Genomic DNA, 16923 nt, shown 5'->3' with positions numbered 1-16923 from the left:
ACATCTGTGGGGAAGAACACTCACCGCAAGCCTACGCCGCGACAGCCGGCGCGCGACGACGGCGACCCGTCGGGCAACTGTCTTTCCGGTGACTGTGATCTTCGATGACCGAGGGTAAATTCCCCGGTGACCGAAGGTCCCGGTCCGGCGGGGCCGGCACCCCGCGACGGCGGGGTGGGTATCGTCGCGGACGATGCCCGACAACCTGACCCAGATCTTCGCCGCCGCGGTCGCCGCCGACCCGACCCGGCCACTGCTCACCTGGTACGACGACAGCACCGGGGACCGCACCGAACTGTCCGGCGCGACCCTGGCCAACTGGGTCGCCAAGACCGCCAACCTGCTGGTCGACACGGGTGGCCTGAGCCCCGGCGACCCGGTCGGCGTCCTGCTCCCGCCGCACTGGCAGACCGCCGCAGTCCTGCTCGGCGCCTGGTCGGCCGGGGCCGAGGTGCGGACCGGTGCGGCCCAGCCGGTCGACGTGCTCTTCGCCGCCGCCGACCGGGTCGCCGACGCGGCGGACTGGCCGGCCGGCGACCGGTACGCCCTGGCACTCGCCCCGCTCGCCGCCCCGCTGCGGGAGGTCCCGCCCGGATACGCCGACTACGTCATCGAGGTACGCGGGCACGGCGACCACTTCACCCCGTACCCCGGTGGTGGGCCGCAGGACACGGAGCTGGCCGACCGGGCGACCCGGCGCGCGGCGGAGCTGGGGATCGGTGCCGGCGACCGGGTGCTGGTCGACGCGGCCCGCCACCCCGACCCGGTCGACTGGCTGCTCGCCCCGCTGGTCGCCGGAGCCAGCGTGGTGCTCTGCGGTCACCTCGACCCGGCGCGCCGGCCCGGCCGGGTCACGGCCGAGAAGGTGACCGTCGACCTGGCCTGACCCGGGTCCTCATCCGCCGTGGACGGGTCGGTCCGGGCCCGGACCGGCACCGGCACCGGCACCGGCACCGGCACCGGCACCGGCACCGGCACCGGTCAGAGCAGGTCAGACCAGGTCGCGGAAGCGCCAGAGTTCACCGACCACCAGGGGCGCCAGGTACGCCCACCCGGTGGCGCCGTCCGGGCCGGGACCGTCGCCCCGGACGATGGCGTCGACCCGGCGCCGGGTCAGCGGCAGCCAGCGGGCCAGGTCGTGCTCGTACACGCTGTGGCACTGCTCGCGGCGGGCGTCGATCTCGGCAGCCGACAACCTGGCACGCACCGACGCCACCACCACCCAACAGCAGGCCGGGCTGCTCCAGCCGAGCCAGCTCAACCCGATCCGGCCGTAGTCGCCGGGGCCGAGCCCCAGCTCCTCGCGGAGTCCGCGCCGCACCAGGCCGAAGAAGTCCTCCTCGGCACCCGGCTCGGCGCTGTACTTCATCGACTCGTTGATCCCCACCGTCCACTGGCCGGGAAAGGTACGTACCGCGAGTGAGCGGCGCAGCGCCAGGAACCGGCCCTCGGCGCTGAGCACCGCGACCGAGGCGCTCACCATGGTCGGCGGCACCACCTCGGCGAACGGCGCCACCCCGGTGGCCATCGCGGCGGCCAGCCGGCTGGCCAGGTCGGGCTCGCCGGTCGCCAGGTCCTTGGCCGCGAGGCACTCGGCGTACCGGCTCCGGGCGATGTGCACCCGCAGGTCACGGGCGGCGGGGTGTTCCCCGGTGTCGATCTCGATGTGGCTGACGTAGCCGGTGTCGCCCCGGTCACCGGCCGCCTCCAGTGTGGCCACCGCCCGGTCCCAGCGGTCGCCGGCGAGCAGGTGGGGCCGGTCAAGCCGACCGACAAACGTGGTCCGCAGCGACGCCGGGCTGAGCTGCCGCTCCTTCGACCAGGTCACGAACGGGGTCAGCCCCTGCCCGACCGGGTCGTGCCCGCGCAGCGCCTTCGGTGTCGAGCGCCGGTCCAGCGCCGTCGGCAACCGGACGGTGCCGTACTTGACCAGGTCGTACACGAGGTTGGTGAGCACGCCGACGACGATCGCGCCGGCGGTCGCCAGGATCCACTGCACAGGCCGCCTCCGGTGGTCGCGGGCACCGCAGCATAGCCGGCCACCCCGACCGGGGGCGGCCGTGCGGAACCGCCGACCGGAGCCGCTGTCCGGTGACCGCTGCCGCTACCCGGTGACCGGCACGCCGTCGGCGGCGGAACGCTGCCGGGCCAGGCGCTCGAACGCGACCAGCGACTCCGGGTTGGCCAACGCGCCGGTCGCGGCGGCGGAGTCCACCGGCGCACCGGTGAGGATCTTCTTCACCGGCACCTCCAGCTTCTTCGCCGACAGGGTCCGGGGCACCGCGCCGACCTGGTGGATCTCGTCCGGCACGTGCCGGGGCGACAGCGCGGTACGCAGCTCGCGGACGATCTTCGACCGCAGTGCGGCGTCCAGCTCCAGCCCCTCGCCGAGCACCACGAAGAGCAGCAGCTCACCGGCGCCGCCCTCGGCGTCCTCCAGGTGCACCACCAGCGAGTCGGTCACCTCGGGCAGCCCCTCGACCACCGAGTAGAACTCGGCGGTACCCAGCCGTACCCCGCCCCGGTTCAGGGTGGCGTCCGAGCGGCCGGTGATCACGCAGCTACCCCGGCCGCTCACGGTGATCCAGTCCCCGTGCCGCCACACCCCCGGATAGACGTCGAAGTACGCCTCCCGGTAGCGGCGGCCGTCCGGGTCGTTCCAGAACCCGACCGGCATGCTCGGCATCGGCGCGGTGATCACCAGCTCGCCGAGCTGGTCGAGAACCGGGCTGCCGTCCGCCGACCGGGCCTCCACCCTCGCGCCCAGGCAGCGGCAGGCGATCTCGCCGGCCCGTACCGGCAGCAGCGGGACGCCGCCGACAAAGCCGGTGCAGACGTCGGTGCCGCCGGAGAGGGAGTGCAGCTGCAGATCGGTGCCGACCTCGTCGTACACCCAGCGGAAGCCCTCGGCGGGCAGCGGCGCCCCGGTCGACGCGACCCCGCGCAGCGCGGACAGATCGGCCAGCTCCGCCGGACGCAGCCCGGCCTTGCGGCAGGCCAGCAGGAACGGCGCCGAGGTGCCGAAGTAGGTGGTGCCGGTCTCCGCCGTCATCCGCCACAGCGTGCCAAGATCCGGTTCGGCCGGCCGGCCCGGCACCGCCCGGACCGCCGGATTGCCGTCGAAGAGCACGATCGCCGCACCGACCGCCGGCCCGGAGACCAGGTAGTTCCACATCATCCAACCGGTGGTGGTGAACCACAGGAACCGGTCGCCGGGGCCGAGGTCATGGTGCAGGGCGAGCACCTTGAGGTGTTCGAGCAGGATGCCGCCGTGCCCGTGCACGATCGGTTTCGGCAGCCCGGTCGTGCCGGAGGAGTAGAGCACGTAGAGCGGGTGGTCGAACGGGACCGGCGCGAACTCCAGCGGCTCGGCGGTCTCCGCCGCCAGCTCCGCCCAGCTCAGCGCCCCGTCCGGCGGCGCGGCGTCCGGATCGAGGTACGGCACCACCACCGCGTGTACGACGGACGGCAGCGCGGCCCGCAGTTGCGCCACCTCGGCCCGGCGGTCGACCGGCTTGTCGCCGTACCGGTAGCCGTCGACGGCCACCAGCACGGTCGGCTCGATCTGCCGCCAGCGGTCCAGCACACTGCGGGTGCCGAACTCGGGAGCACAGGAGGAGAAGATCGCGCCGAGGCTGGCGGTGGCCAGCATCAGCACCAGCGTCTCCGGAATGTTCGGGGCGTACGCCGCCACCCGGTCCCCGCTGCCGACCCCGAGCCGGACCAGTCCGGCCCGGACCCGACGTACCTGCTCGCGCAGCTCGGCGGCGGTCAGGGTGACCGGCTCCCGGGTCTGGCTGTGCGCGATCACCACCGGCTCGTCGTCGCCGATGCCGGGCATCCGCAGCACGTGTTCGGCGTAGTTCAGCGTGGCGCCGGGGAACCAGCGGGCGCCGGGCATCCGCGCGTCGGCCAGTGTCGCCGTCGGCTCGGTGTACGTCCGGACCTCGAAGAAGTCCCAGATCGAGCGCCAGAACGCGTCGAGGTCGGTGACCGACCACTGCCACAGGTCGGCGTAGTCGTCGAATTCGAGCCCCCGATGGTCACGCAACCACCGCAGGTAGCTACCGATCCGGGACCGGTCGCGTACGTCGGCCGGCGGCGTCCAGAGCACCTCACCATCCATGCCGAAGCTCCTCCCCTCGGCCAGCACGCCGGTGTGCTGGGTCCGATCGCCATCCTGCCGTACCCGACCCGCAATTCTGCGTTCCGCAGGACGGTGGCCGACGCGTGCCCGCCCCACATGGACCCGTCACGGATCATGTGGACCCGACACCCCGGGTGTAGGGAAGGGCCCCTTCTTATCGCTTTCGGTAGTAAAAGGGCCCCCTGTTAACAGCTCGGGCGTCCAACAGCTGGAGCGTCGACGGCTCTGGCGTCAACCGGCGGCCGGGCGGGCTGGCTGAGTGGCGGGCGACCAGGCGACCGAAGTGTCAGCTGGCGACCGGTGAGTCGTCGACCGGTGAGTCGTGCGAGCCGCGATGGTCCTGGATCGCCCGGCGTCGGGCCAGCCGGTGCTCCCGGCGGATCTCCGCCTCCCGGAACCGCCGCTTGTCCTCCCCGGTTTCCGGCAGCACCGGACGGACCGGCCGCGGGTTGCCGGACACGTCTACTCCGACGAAGACCAGGTACGCGGTGGCCACCTCGATCGGGGCCTCTTCCGCGCTGTCCCAGCGCTCGGCGACCACCCGGACCCCGACCTCCATCGAGGTGTGGCCCGTCCAGTTGACCTGGGCATGTGCGTGCACGAGGTCACCGACCCGGACCGGCTCGGCGAAGACGATCTCGTCGATCGCGGCGGTCACCGCCGTACCGCCGAAGTGTCGGGCCGCTGCTGCGCCGGCGACGTCGTCGACGAACTTCATCAGGACGCCACCGTGCACGGTGCCGTAGAGGTTGACGTCGACCGCCGTCATGATCCTGCTCAGGGTCACCCGGGAGTACGAGGTCGGCTTACCGGTGGGCGGCGGAACGGACGGATCGGTCATGACGTCTCCCCGCGCTCGTCGTCGCCATGACCCGGACGGCTGGATCGCCTGATGCCCTCGCTTGGCTCGGTCATGCGGCAACGGTACGGCGCCACCCGCCGGCCGCGCCCCGCCGCGTGACGCCGGTTACCCCAGGCCACGCGAACCGGTCAGCCAGGCCGCACTCCGCCGCTCACCGCCATCGACCCCTGGCCGGTAGGTTCCGAGGAACCGGCCGGCGCGTGGCCGGTAGGTCCCGGCGGGCGTGGCCGACAGGTCACGAGGTCTCAACCGGCGCGTGGCCGGTAGGTCCCGGCCGGCGCCCGGCCGATGGGTCCCGAGGGACCGGCCGGCGCGTGGCGGGTGGGTCCCGGCCGGCTCCCGGCCGGCGGACCCCAGCAACCAGAGTCCCAGACCGACGATGAGCACCCCGGCCGCGGACCAGAGCCACCCGGCGACGGTCAGCTCGTGTACGGAGCGCGACAGCTCACCCCGGCTCCGACCCATCCGCCCCCTGTCGACCGTGTACGGAGAGATTCACGGTAGCGACTGGCTGCAAGATCGATCAGGACCGGCATCCGCAGGCTGACCTATTCCCGCGAAGGCGGTACCGTGCGCGGATGCGACATCTCTGGAGCTTCCTCGCCGGAGTGGTGGCGGCGCCGCTCACCTGGGTCCTGATCGCACTGGGTCAGGACGGGTCGACCCGCACCGTCACCCGTTGGGTGGAACTCGGCACGTACAACACGGCCAACCTGATCCAAGGAGCCGTATACCTCGCGGCCGCAGGCATCCTGCTCGGTCTACTCGGCACGCTGCGGATCTCCCCGCTCGGTCCGCTCACCGCGGGGCTGCTGCTCGTCGCCCCGTACGTCGGGCTGTTCATCGACCCGTTCACGGTGCGGGACGCGGTGCCGACGAACTGGGAGGTGTTCGGCGACCCGCTGCCGCTGGTCCAACTCCTGGACAACGGCACGATGTTCCTGATCGGAGCCATGCTGCTGATGGCGACGTTCAGCATCCAGCGCTGGCGTAACTGGCCACGCCCGGTCGTCGCCACCCCGCCGGCCCCGGCGTCCCCTGTGGAGGAGCCGACGCTCACCGACTGGTCCGCGTTGACCAGCCCGGTCGAGCACGACACCCGGCCGCCGACGCTGGGTTACCCGGAGGCGGACACCGAGCCGCTGCCGCCGCTGCCGCGCCGGGAGGCCGGCGGTTCCGGATCGCCGTGGTCGGCGCCGCCGCGGGCGGGCACCAAACGGGACGACGTGACGGACCGGAATACGGCAAGCTGAGGATTTCCGGGCGGGTCGTTCGGTCGGCCCGCCCCACCCAGTACGGCGAAGCCGGGGTTGCCGCGTCGGGCTAGGGTGCGATCAGGCGACCGGCTGAGGAGGTTGTGGACGTGCGACACCTTGGATCGCTGCTCCTGGGGCTGATCAGCGTGCCACTGATATGGGTGCTGAGCGCCCTCGGCTCGTGGAAGCTCAACAATGGACTACTCGAAGACAGTTCAGGAGACCGTTTCCTGGGCTTCCTCGCTCTGCTCGGCGTCGGCATCATCCTGGCCGCGATGCTGGTACCCCGGATCTCGCCGGTGGGCCCGATCATCGCCGGTGGCTTCTATCTGCTGGTCAGCTTCTGGGCACTGGTCCACATCGAGTCGCTCGCGAAGGTCATCCCCGACGACTCGGTCGGGCCGCCCGGGCTGATGAACGTGCCGGTCGGCACGATCTCCATGCTGGTCGCGATCCCGTTGCTCGCCACGGCGGCGAGTCCGGACCGGTGGCGCGGTCGCGCCCGCTCGACCTCCGCTCCCGCGTACCCCGGTGCGCCCGGGCACCCTGGTCAGCTGGCGTTTCCGCCCGGCACGCAGCCGCCGCCCGGTGGACAGTTCCCACCCGGCACGCAGCAGCCTGGCCAGTACCCGCCCGGTGCCCCCGCCGGCTACCCGCCGAACTTCGGCCCGTCGGCGTCGCCGAGTCACAGCCAGGTGGCCCCGCCGAACTTCGGTCCGGCCGCCCCCGCCGGCTACGGCCCCGGCACCTCGCCGCAGAACGCCCCGACGCCGGGCCCGCACTACGGTCCGCCCGGTGGGACACCCGGCCAGGGTTGGGCGACGCCCGGGCAGCCGGTTTCCGGCGCCCCCGGCTCGGCGCCGCCGGTACCGACGCCCATGCCGCCGTCCTTCGCCCCGCCCGGTCCTCGCCCGCCGACCTCCGCGCCTCCGGCGAGCCCCTCGGGCTTCGCTCCGCCGCGGACGAACGCGGACGAGACCACCCAGTTCGCCGGGCGTCCGGACGACGACGGCACGGAGGGTCCGACCCGCAAACTCGGCGACACCAGGCCGTTCTGAGTCTCCACCGGTAACCTCGCCGCCGCCGCGCCGGGCAAACGCCACAACGTCACGAACCGCCACAACCGCAGGCAACGCCACAACCGCAGGCAACGCCTAAGCCTCACGAACCGCCACGACCGTTGGCAACGCCGTGCACGACAGGCGGACGGCCCGGACGCCGCAGCAGGGTGTCCGGGCCGTCCGCGTTACTCCGCCGCGTCTGTCATGGCCTGCCGGACGACCTGGAGTATCTCGTCGGAGAGCGGCGTCTGGCTGGTCGCGCGGGCGAGGGTCAGCGCGCCGACCATGGTCGAGAAGTCGAGGATCGCCCGGCGGCGTGCCTCCTCCGGCGTACGGTCCGCTGTCTCCGCATATCTGGTGAACTGCGCCAGGGTGTCCCGCAACCCAGCCTCGTACGACGCGCGCAGCGGACTGTCCGCCGGCGAACGAGCGGCGTCGGCGGCGAGTGCCGCATTTGCGCAACCGACGCCCGCGGAGTCCCTGTGCTCGATGGAGAGGTACTGCCGCAGCAGCGTGGTCCGGGCCGCCGACGGGTCGTCCGATCCTTCTTCCAGCCCGACCAGCAGGGTCATGATCTCCTCGAACGCGGTGCTGGCGGCAACGCCCACGAGTTCGTCCTTCGAACCGAAGTGCTTGTAGAACCCTCCGTGCGTGAGCCCGGCGGCCGCCATGAGTTCCTGCACGGTCATGCCCGCCGCGCCGCGCTCGCGAAGCAGTTTCGACGTGGCGGCCACCACCTCGGCACGGTGCTTCGCCGCGTCGGCTCGTGACGCCCTGCCCATCTCGACTCTCCCTCCGCCGCCGGTGACCCGGGCGGCGAGATTTAGATTACACCCCACATCTAACTGGCAACCACCGTGTCAATCTAGTTAGATTATGGATATCATCCAAAGGTGAGCCGAGGGCGGTCAGCGTGGCCGGGCCACGACCACCGCAGGACACTTCCACCGCTTCACCTCCTTCGACGATCAAGGAATTGGCATGAAGATTCAGGACTCTGTCGTCTTCGTCACCGGCGGCAGCCGCGGCCTCGGCCAGGCACTCGTCGCCGAGGTGCTCGCAAGGGGCGCCGCCAAGGTGTACGCCACCGCGCGCGACCCGAAGACGATCGCCAGCCACCCCCGGGTCGTTCCGGTACGACTCGAGGTCACCGACCCGGCCTCGGTGGCCGCCGCCACCGCCGACGCCCAGGACGTCAACCTCCTGATCAACAACGCCGGAGCCACCCTCGGGGCGGACTTCCTCAAGGGCGACCTCGAAGAGGTCCGCCACGAGTTCGAGATCAACTTCTTCGGGCCGCTCCACGTGACCCGGGCCCTCGCTCCCCGACTGGTCGCGAACGGCGGTCACCTGCTCAACATCCACTCGGTGCTGTCCTGGTACGCGGCCTTCGGCGCGTACGCCGCGTCGAAGGCGGCGATCTGGTCGATGACCAACACGCTGCGCCAGGAGCTGCACCCGCTCGGGGTGGGCGTCACCGGCCTGCACGTCGGCTGGGTCGACACCGACATGGCGTCCGAGTGGGCCCCGGCGGACGCGCCCCGGTCCGACCCGGCAGACGTGGCCCGGCTAGCGATCGACGGTGTCGAGGCGGGCCAGCACGAGGTGCTCGCCGACGAGCGGACCCGGATCGTGAAGAGCGCGCTGGCCCAGGACATCACCACGCTCTACCCGCACCTGGCCGACAACGTCTGACCCCATCTGGTGCGGGCCGGACGGACGGTCGTCCGTCCGGCCCACACCCGGACACCCCAGGTGCGCCCGGCTCACTTCTGAATCAACAGCACCAGGCCCTGATAGACGACACTCACGATGTCGGGCTTGCCGTCACCACTGAGGTCGGCGATCGCCACCCCGTCGATCGCAGGCACGATGCCGTTGGCCTCGATGAGTTGGTAGGCGCCGAGGCTTGCGTCGGCCTGCTGTGCACGGACACTGATCGCCTGCCACCCTGAGTGCGCCACGACCAGGTCGGATCGCCCGTCCCTGGTCAGGTCACCGACGGCCATGCCCATCGCCGAGTCGTACGCCGGGTACGTCACGGGCGTCACGGCCAGCGCACCGCCACGCTGCGCGAAAACGTTCACCGCACTGTGGGAGATGTTGGCCTCGGCGGTCATCATCAGGTCCGACCGTCCGTCCCCGGTGAGGTCGCCGACCGCCGCACCGCCGCTGGGCCACCGGTACCCGTCGGCGTCCGGGGCGATGAGGTGCGTGGTCGCCGGGCCGAACGCTCCGCCGGCCTGCTGCAGGCGTACCCAGGTTCCCTTGCCGTAGAACTGGGCGACGTCCGGGCGGGAGTCCCCGTTGAGGTCGGCGGTGAACACCTGGGTCCTCGGAACACCGGAGTCAGCCGGGCCGGATACCGTGGTGGCGGCGCCGAAGGTGCTGGATCCGTTCTGCGGGTAGATCAGCACGGTGCCGTGGGTGACTGCCGCGACGATGTCCAGACGTCCGTCGCCGGTCATGTCGGTCAGTGCCACGTCCTCGGCGCCGATGCCGACCAGAAGCGGTGCGGCCAGCTGATTGGACCGCTGGTAGAACACGTCGATCCCGCCGGGGGTGGAGAGCGCGGCGTCGGTACGCCCGTCGCCGTCGATGTCACCGACCGCGACCCGCACCTCGCCGCCGTAGCCGCCATGGCCGACGATCCGCCGGGGACTACCGTACGTACGATCGGGCTGCTGGGCGTAGACCAGCAGCGAGCTGGTCTCGCCGTTGTGCGCGGCGCCGACCCCGACCACGATGTCAGGTCGACTGTCGCCGGTCACGTCGGCCACCGCGAGACTGTCGGTTCCGCTGTGGCCGGTGGCGATGTACCGCGCCGGCTGGAAAGCGATTGTGCTGGCCGCCTGTGCCGGCGCCGCTGTCGTGGTCGTGACCGCTGCCAGCATCACCGCCACGAACAGTGTCGTCGTACGCAAAGCCCCGTTACGTTCCACGTCTCCCCCATCGACACCCGGAAAAGTGTGGATGGGGCTGCCCCCGATCGGCGGTCGCCAAACCACGCGGTGGGCCCTTGACGAGATCGTGACCTTCCGAACGTGCGGTCGCGACGGCGGCGGATGTGCGAAGGAGCGAAAATCGGCCACCGCCGTGGCCCGGAGCGGGGAAACGGCCTAGGCGAGGCAGTTGAACAACTGCCTCGCCATGACGATCCGCTGCACCTGGTTCGTGCCCTCGTAGATCTGCGTGAACACCCCATCTGAGCTGGGAAAACTCGCCCAGACGGCGTTCCCCCCAGGATTTCCCCAGAGCCCGTCCAGGTCCGCTGCCCAGAATTCTGGTCACTCTGCGGCACACTCGCCCCGCTGGAACGACCCACAGCGTCCAACGCCGTCCGATGTGACGTCAAGGCTTCCCGAGCAATGTGCCTGCGTCGAAGGAGGAGCGAAGGAGACTCTCAGCCGTGACCCGGGAGATCTACACGATCCGGGCGCTGGTCCGCTCCTCGTGGCCGCGACCGGTCGCATCCGCGCAGCGGCAGATTCGGTCGTAGCTGCGACGGGCCGCCGAGGACCGGTCGAGGGGATGTGCGTGGGGTCACGAATCGCCGACTTCATCTCGTCGACGAGCCGCTGATGCGCGGGCCATGCTTCGTTGAGCAGGCCCTGACCATGCCACGGCATGTCGGTGTGCTTGAGGATGTAGGCGCGGGCGGTCTGGGCGTCGAGGCTGGCGTCATTCAGGCGGGCAGCAGCGCGCTCCAACGAACTGGGTTCGACAAGGAAGCTCACGACAGGCGGTCCCCGATGATGCCGGTCACGACGAGCAGGGCCGCAGCCGCGAGCAATGCGAGGGCCATGATCCGACCGCGTCTCTTCGAGTCGGCGTTGCGGGAGGCGCGGTAGACACCGAGGCCCGCCACGGCAGCGACGCCGAGGGGGATCGCGACGGACATGAAGCGGAAGAACGACCAGGCGCTGAAGGTTCCCTCGTCGCCGACGATCGCCAACTGGTAGACGAGGAAGCCCAAGCCGACCACGCAGAAGAAGAACAGCACCATCGACACGAGGGCGACACTCTTGCGGAAGTCATGCCACTGATCCAGCTTCTCCGCCACGGCCGTCACCCGATCCGTCTGCCCCGTCTCGCTCACGCCCGCACGATGTCACAGCGCGACCACTGAGCGGGAACCCGCTCTCACCCAAACAATCAGCTGTCGGCATGTAGACCGTCTTGCACTGCGGCGACCAGCATTGCCGTCCGTGACAGCAGCGGTGGCAATCTCGGCGGCGGGGACCAGATGCCCCATGGACACGCAGCCGCTCCTGCCGATTGCGACCGCGGTACGAACCCTCTGGCTACCCAGCCCAGCGGGTCACGGCATCCGGAACGGCCACACGGGTGTGAGGATGACCTCGGGGCACTCTCAACTGAGTCTTACTCAGGCTGTCGTCGCGGTCACCTCGACGGCTCCCATTCGAGCCGCCGGAGCCCGAGCTATCACAGCAAATAATCGCCCCCGAGCTGGCCTAGATCCAGATCGATCGATCTCTCGGGGGGCCGAATTTCGAGACGCTCTCGCCGCCCGGCAGGTCCACCGAGCTCTCGGTACAGGCGAATATCCCGATGGAGTCCCCAGGATTTCCCCAGAACGCCAACCGAAAAGGGGCCGCAACGGCCGAAAATATCCCACAGAGCGACCGGCCGGATACGAGATGTGACCGAGTCGATCGACTCGGTCACACCCGCTCTGAGCTGCAAGAACAGCCGCAATCAGCCCTTCAGAAGCTGCCGCGCCATGACGATCCGCTGCACCTGGTTGGTGCCCTCGTAGATCTGGGTGATCTTGGCATCCCGCATCATCCGCTCGACAGGGTAGTCGCGGGTGTAGCCGTAGCCGCCGAGCAGTTGGACCGCGTCGGTGGTGATCTGCATGGCGGCGTCCGAGGCGAAGCACTTGGCCGCCGCGCCGAAGTAGGTCAGGTCGGCGTCGCCCCGCTCCGACCTGCCGGCCGCCGCGTACGTCAACTGCCGGGCCGCCTCCAGCTTCATCCCCATCTCGGCGAGCATGAACTGGATGCCCTGGAAGTCGGCGACCGGCTTGCCGAACTGCCGGCGCTCCTTGACGTACCCCATGGCGTAGTCGAGCGCGCCCTGCGCGATCCCGACCGCCTGGGCGGCGATGGTGACCCGGGTGTGGTCCAGGGTCCGCATCGCGGTCGCGAACCCGGTGCCGGGCGCGCCGATCATCCGGTCCGCCGGGATTCGCACGTCGTCGAAGTAGACCTCGCGGGTCGGTGAACCCTTGATGCCGAGCTTCTTCTCCGGCGCGCCGAAACTGACCCCCGGGTCGGACTTCTCCACCACGAAGGCGGAGATGCCCCGGCCGCGGGCGCTCGCGTCGGTCACCGCGAAGACCGTGTAGTACTCGGAGACCCCGGCGTTGGTGATCCAGCGCTTGACGCCGTTCAGCACGTAGTGGTCGCCGTCCGCGACCGCCCGGGTGGTCATCGAGACCGCGTCGCTGCCCGCCTCCGGCTCGGAGAGGCAGTACGAGAACATCGCCTCCCCGCTGGCCACCGGCGGCAGGTAGCGGCGCTTCAGTTCCTCGGAGGCGGCGAGCAGCAGCGGCATGGTGCCGAGCTTGTTCACCGCCGGGATGAGGCTGGACGCGGCACAGGCCCGGGCCACCTCCTCGATCACGATCGCGGTGGCGAGGGCGTCGGCACCGGCGCCGCCGTACTGCTCGGGGATGTGCGGGGCGTGGAAGTCGGCGGCGCGCAGTGCCTCGTACGACTGCTTCGGGAACTCGCTGGTCTCGTCCGCCTCGGCGGCGTTCGGGGCGACCTTCGCGTCGCAGACCTCCCGGACCGCCGCCCGGACCATCTCGTGCTCCTCGGGCACCTGGTACGCGTCGAACACCGACCCGGCACTGCTCATCGCGGCCCTCCCCGTCGCTCGTCGCCGGCGGCAGCCCGGCCGGCTCCCCGAGGATACTCGCCGGTAACCAGGCTCCGGCACCCCCGGGCACCCGCCTCCGTCCGCGCGACGCCCCGACCGGCGCCCCTGGCCACGACTACTCCAGCCGGGAGAAGTCCATGATCCAGTTGGTCCGCCAGGTGGCGCCACCGTCGTAGGAGAACGCCTGCTCCCACCGCGCGCTGGTCGGGCTGTTGCTGACCCACTGGAAGCGGACCCTCACCGCACGACCGTTCAGGATCTCGTCGCAGAAGAACTGGCCGACCCCGTCACGCCAGGAGCCCTCCATCGGAGCGTCGAGATGACCCGGACGCCGACTCGACGCCCACCAGATCCGCCACACCCGAGCCTCGGGATCGAACTGACGGAGCGTGAAACCCTCGAACGGCTCGCCGCCGGGCGGCGCCTCGGCGGACATCCGGTCGACGTGACCGAGCCCGCCGAGCACCGGCTCCACCTGCGAGACCGCGCCGAACTCCACCCACTCGGTGCAGTCCGGATCGGTACCGTCGACGAGCTTGCGGTTGTGCACCGACCACCTGCCGAAGATGAAGTCGAAATCGGCGCGCCCGTCGGAGACGACGGAGACCGGAACCGCAGCGGACACGATGGCTCCTCACTGTTGGCCGGAGGCCGAGGGGCCGCCAGTGACGAGCATCATGCCGGCACCCCCCGACACGACCCGCACCGGCACCGCGGCGTCACGGCACGACCCGGGTGGCCGGGGTGTCACCGGGCAGACCCGACATGGTGTCCTCGAAGGGCGGCACCGGCGTGCTGCCCAGCACCGTCCCGTCGGCGGCGTACGCCGTCACCGTCGCCGGCCGGTCCGGTGGCACGGTGGTGGTGCCGGCGCCCGACCCGTCCAGTACCACCGGCACCGGCGCTCCCCCGTCGACCGTCACCGAGGCGGTGGCCGTACCCCGGGCGGTCGCCACCATCACCTGGTCGGTCCGGCCGCGGCCGTCGGCGGTACGCAGCCGCCAGCCCACCGGTCGCCGGTCGGCACCCTCGGCCGGCAGCAGCAACCGCAGATCGGTCCGGAACACCCCGTCGCCGCCGTGCATGGCGTACGCGACCACCCCGCCGCCGGCCGGCCGCATTGTGAACAGCACGGCGGGCTGGCCGTGCACCGTGCCCGCCCAGCGCACCCGTACGGCCGTCCCGGTCGCCGTCAGCCGACTGTCCAGGAAGGCGTTCTCGACGAACGTCGTCAGCAGGGTCCGGTCGGGCACCGGACCCCGGGCATCCCGTACGGCGGTGGCGAGCAGCGCCCCGACCTCCTTTCCCGAGGGCCCCAGCGGATCCGCGTACGGCCCACCACCCAGTCCCCCCTGGTGGAGCACCTCCTCGCCACGCGCGACCCGGACCACCGGTTCCGAGTGGAGCGGACCGGGCGGCAACGCGGCCACCCCGACCCCACCGCCGTCCGAGGTGGCGAGCTGGTCGAACTCGACCGTGCCCTGCGCGGTGTAGCGGGGCTCCCCGCTGACGCTCACCGTCGAGTCGGCTGGACCGACCACCACCGCGACCCCACCGGAACCGCCCTCGCCGACCCGCATGAACGTCTCGACCGGGGGGGCACCGCCGTCGCTGTGCCCGGCGTACCGCATCTGTCGCCCCTCGGCGCCGGCCGGGCCCGCGTACCAGACGTAGCTCCACCTGGTGAGCAGACCGAACCGGAGCGGGACCAGCACGAGCGCGACCCGGTGTCCCGGCACGTCGCTGCCGTAGAGCAGCCGGATCCGCTCCCGGCCGCCGATCTCCCAGACACCGTTGTGCCCGTGGCTCAGCACGCCCGGGTCGTCGGTGCCGATCTGCCGGCGCAGCCCGTCCAGCCAGGCCCGGTCGCCGGCGAGCGAGCCCCGGGGTGGGCCGTCGGCCAGCGCCGGCGGCGCCGAGGCGATCGCGATGCCGGGCGCCCAGCCCGGCAGCGGGACGACGTTCGTCTGGACCCCGACGAGGGTGGCCACCACCCCGGCGGCGACGAGGATCCGAGCCCGGCGCGCCCGGCGGTGCCGTCGCTCCCGCCTGGCGAATCCCGGCCACGGATCCTCCGGTACGTCCATCTCTCCCGTCGCGTGCACAAGGGTCTCCCGGAGCGTCGAGCCGACCGTTCCGTTGTTCATGCGGGTTCCTTCCGAAGTCGCGCCGGTGGATGCGGGGTGGTCTTCTCGAACTGGATCCGCAGCCGGGCGAGCCCCCGCGACGCCTGGCTCTTCACCGCGCCGACCGAGCAGCCGAGGACCCGGGCGGTGTCCGCCTCGCTCAGGTCCTCGAAGTACCGGAGCACCAGGATCGCCTGCGTCCTCGGCGGCAGCTGCCGCAGCGCGGCGACAAGCTGCTGCCGCTGCTCCACCTGGGCGTACGCGTCCGCGACCGGCATGGTGTCCGAGGCCAACAGCGGCACCTCGACCGGCCGGCGGCGTCGCCACCAGGAGGTGGCGGTGTTGACCATCACCCGGCGTACGTAGACCTCGGGCGCGTCCTGCCGTCGGATCCGGCCCCAGCGCCGGTGGGTCTTCTCCAACGCCGACTGCACCAGGTCCTCGGCGTTCCCCCGATCGCCGGTCAGCAGGTACGCCGTCCGGAGCAACGGACCCCACTGCTGTCGGACGAACGACCGGAACTGTTCGTCCTCCCCGCCGGTCCCCGCGCCAGCTCCCCCGCCTGTCCTCACGCCACCTCCACGTCGCCCTGCCGCCCTGCCGCCGTGCCGCCACGGCTGCGAGGTAGGACGCCACCCGTCCGCCAATGGTTGAGTGGCGACGGTTCTGTTCGAGTCGCGGGGCCGACCAGCCAACGCGGCGTCCGATCGCCGCCAGACGTACGGACCGCCGTCGACCAGGCTCTTCTTCGTGAACAACGGTGTGTTGAACCACGAGACAGTGAACAACCGACTCGACGGCAGGGTGGCCCTGGTCACCGGTGGGGGTCGCGGCATCGGTGCGGCCGTGGCGCTCCGCCTGGCCCGGGAGGGCGCCGACGTCGCCCTCACCTTCCAGCGCGACCAGCGGCGCGCCGACGACGTGGTGGAGCAGGTCAAGGCCTTGGGACGGCGGGCGTTGGCGATCCCGGCGGACAGCGCGGACGCGGCGGCGGTGGTGGCCGCGGTCGACCGGACCGTCGGTGAGCTGGGACGGCTGGACATCCTGGTGAACAACGCCGGGGCGTTCCTGCTCGGACCGCTGGAGCAGCTCGGTCTGGCGGAGTTCGAGCAGACCATGGCGGTCAACGTCCGGGCGCCGTTCGTCGCCGCGCAGGCCGCCGTCCGGCACATGTCGGCCGGCGGGCGGATCATCAACATCGGCAGCAACATGGCCGAGCGGGCGGTCTTCCCCGGCTTCTCGCTGTACGCCACGAGCAAGACCGCGATGATCGGCCTGACCAAGGCGCTCGGCCGGGAGTTGGGCGGCCGGGCGATCACGGTCAACCTGGTGAACCCCGGTGCGACCGACACCGAACTGAACCCGGCCGACGGCCCGAACGCGGAGACCATCAACGGTTTCACCGCGCTGGGCCACTTCGCCGCGCCGGCCGACATCGCCGCCGTGGTGGCCTTCCTGGCCAGCCCGGACGGGCGTTACGTCACCGGCGCGACGGTCAACGTCGACGGCGGTTTCACCATCTGAGGGGTGTAAGGAAGGGCCCCTTCCTATACAGAAAGCGATA

Annotated in this window: 15 protein-coding genes; 5 read left to right on the top strand and 10 right to left on the bottom strand. The window is 71.3% G+C overall.

Features of this window, described 5'->3' with window-relative positions; all coding sequences use genetic code 11:
* The first annotated feature begins 193 nt into the window (after nt 1-193).
* Complete coding sequence (locus tag V1633_RS03790; protein ID WP_331212734.1) at nt 194-886, top strand: TIGR03089 family protein; 693 nt, start codon at nt 194-196, stop codon at nt 884-886.
* Nucleotides 887-991: 105 nt separating this feature from the next.
* Here the strand turns inward: V1633_RS03790 and V1633_RS03785 are convergent, their stop codons facing one another.
* The 3 genes from V1633_RS03785 to V1633_RS03775 form a co-directional block, all read right to left on the bottom strand.
* Nucleotides 992-1999, bottom strand: coding sequence for an NUDIX hydrolase (locus V1633_RS03785; protein ID WP_331212733.1), 1008 nt, complete (start codon nt 1997-1999; stop codon nt 992-994).
* 105 nt (nt 2000-2104) lie between these two features.
* Nucleotides 2105-4126 carry an acetoacetate--CoA ligase gene (locus tag V1633_RS03780; RefSeq protein ID WP_331212732.1) on the bottom strand — a complete coding sequence of 674 codons (2022 nt, stop codon included), beginning with the start codon at nt 4124-4126 and terminating at the stop codon, nt 2105-2107.
* Between the two features lie 307 nt (nt 4127-4433).
* On the bottom strand, nt 4434-4988 hold the full coding sequence (locus tag V1633_RS03775) for an acyl-CoA thioesterase (protein WP_331212731.1): 555 nt from the start codon (nt 4986-4988) through the stop codon (nt 4434-4436).
* A gap of 599 nt (nt 4989-5587) precedes the next feature.
* Between V1633_RS03775 and V1633_RS03770 the strand changes: the two genes are divergently transcribed.
* Together V1633_RS03770 and V1633_RS03765 are read left to right on the top strand one after the other, a co-directional pair.
* Complete coding sequence (locus V1633_RS03770; RefSeq protein WP_331212730.1) at nt 5588-6262, top strand: hypothetical protein; 675 nt, start codon at nt 5588-5590, stop codon at nt 6260-6262.
* A gap of 110 nt (nt 6263-6372) precedes the next feature.
* On the top strand, nt 6373-7323 hold the full coding sequence (locus V1633_RS03765; protein WP_331212729.1) for a hypothetical protein: 951 nt from the start codon (nt 6373-6375) through the stop codon (nt 7321-7323).
* 188 nt (nt 7324-7511) lie between these two features.
* Here the strand turns inward: V1633_RS03765 and V1633_RS03760 are convergent, their stop codons facing one another.
* Nucleotides 7512-8108, bottom strand: a complete 597-nt coding sequence (locus tag V1633_RS03760) for a TetR/AcrR family transcriptional regulator (RefSeq protein WP_331212728.1) — start codon at nt 8106-8108, stop codon at nt 7512-7514.
* A 199-nt stretch (nt 8109-8307) separates the two neighbouring features.
* Between V1633_RS03760 and V1633_RS03755 the strand changes: the two genes are divergently transcribed.
* The gene (locus V1633_RS03755; protein WP_331212727.1) at nt 8308-9021 is read left to right on the top strand and encodes an SDR family oxidoreductase; all 714 of its coding nucleotides are present in this window, start codon (nt 8308-8310) and stop codon (nt 9019-9021) included.
* A gap of 71 nt (nt 9022-9092) precedes the next feature.
* Here the strand turns inward: V1633_RS03755 and V1633_RS03750 are convergent, their stop codons facing one another.
* The 6 genes from V1633_RS03750 to V1633_RS03725 all read right to left on the bottom strand — a co-directional run bounded on the left by V1633_RS03750 (nt 9093) and on the right by V1633_RS03725 (nt 15931).
* The gene (locus tag V1633_RS03750) at nt 9093-10268 is read right to left on the bottom strand and encodes an FG-GAP repeat domain-containing protein (RefSeq protein ID WP_331212726.1); all 1176 of its coding nucleotides are present in this window, start codon (nt 10266-10268) and stop codon (nt 9093-9095) included.
* Nucleotides 10269-11059: 791 nt separating this feature from the next.
* On the bottom strand, nt 11060-11425 hold the full coding sequence (locus V1633_RS03745; RefSeq protein WP_331212725.1) for a hypothetical protein: 366 nt from the start codon (nt 11423-11425) through the stop codon (nt 11060-11062).
* A gap of 620 nt (nt 11426-12045) precedes the next feature.
* On the bottom strand, nt 12046-13212 hold the full coding sequence (locus tag V1633_RS03740) for an acyl-CoA dehydrogenase family protein (RefSeq protein ID WP_331212724.1): 1167 nt from the start codon (nt 13210-13212) through the stop codon (nt 12046-12048).
* A 136-nt stretch (nt 13213-13348) separates the two neighbouring features.
* Nucleotides 13349-13858: a hypothetical protein gene (locus V1633_RS03735; RefSeq protein ID WP_331212723.1), complete on the bottom strand. Its 510-nt coding sequence runs from the start codon at nt 13856-13858 to the stop codon at nt 13349-13351.
* A gap of 94 nt (nt 13859-13952) precedes the next feature.
* Entirely contained in the window at nt 13953-15380 is a 1428-nt protein-coding gene (locus V1633_RS03730) for a hypothetical protein (RefSeq protein ID WP_331212722.1), read from the bottom strand.
* Nucleotides 15377-15931: a SigE family RNA polymerase sigma factor gene (locus V1633_RS03725; RefSeq protein ID WP_331212721.1), complete on the bottom strand. Its 555-nt coding sequence runs from the start codon at nt 15929-15931 to the stop codon at nt 15377-15379. Before V1633_RS03725 ends, V1633_RS03730 begins: the two co-directional genes overlap by 4 nt.
* A gap of 208 nt (nt 15932-16139) precedes the next feature.
* Between V1633_RS03725 and V1633_RS03720 the strand changes: the two genes are divergently transcribed.
* On the top strand, nt 16140-16883 hold the full coding sequence (locus tag V1633_RS03720; protein WP_331213131.1) for an SDR family NAD(P)-dependent oxidoreductase: 744 nt from the start codon (nt 16140-16142) through the stop codon (nt 16881-16883).
* Nucleotides 16884-16923: the final 40 nt, after the last annotated feature.

The sequence above is a fragment of the Plantactinospora sonchi genome (assembly GCF_036422035.1).
GTDB lineage: Bacteria > Actinomycetota > Actinomycetes > Mycobacteriales > Micromonosporaceae > Plantactinospora > Plantactinospora sonchi.
This window is presented reverse-complemented; position numbering and strand designations above follow the sequence as displayed.

Excerpts from the sequence above, each read along its gene's own strand:
- V1633_RS03790 (WP_331212734.1), top strand. The coding sequence starts at position 194 with ATGCCCGACAACCTGACCCAGATCTTCGCCGCCGCGGTCGCCGCCGAC.
- V1633_RS03780 (WP_331212732.1), bottom strand. The coding sequence starts at position 4,126 with ATGGATGGTGAGGTGCTCTGGACGCCGCCGGCCGACGTACGCGACCGG.
- V1633_RS03775 (WP_331212731.1), bottom strand. The coding sequence starts at position 4,988 with ATGACCGATCCGTCCGTTCCGCCGCCCACCGGTAAGCCGACCTCGTAC.
- V1633_RS03770 (WP_331212730.1), top strand. The coding sequence starts at position 5,588 with ATGCGACATCTCTGGAGCTTCCTCGCCGGAGTGGTGGCGGCGCCGCTC.
- V1633_RS03760 (WP_331212728.1), bottom strand. The coding sequence starts at position 8,108 with ATGGGCAGGGCGTCACGAGCCGACGCGGCGAAGCACCGTGCCGAGGTG.
- V1633_RS03755 (WP_331212727.1), top strand. The coding sequence starts at position 8,308 with ATGAAGATTCAGGACTCTGTCGTCTTCGTCACCGGCGGCAGCCGCGGC.
- V1633_RS03740 (WP_331212724.1), bottom strand. The coding sequence starts at position 13,212 with ATGAGCAGTGCCGGGTCGGTGTTCGACGCGTACCAGGTGCCCGAGGAG.
- V1633_RS03730 (WP_331212722.1), bottom strand. The coding sequence starts at position 15,380 with ATGAACAACGGAACGGTCGGCTCGACGCTCCGGGAGACCCTTGTGCAC.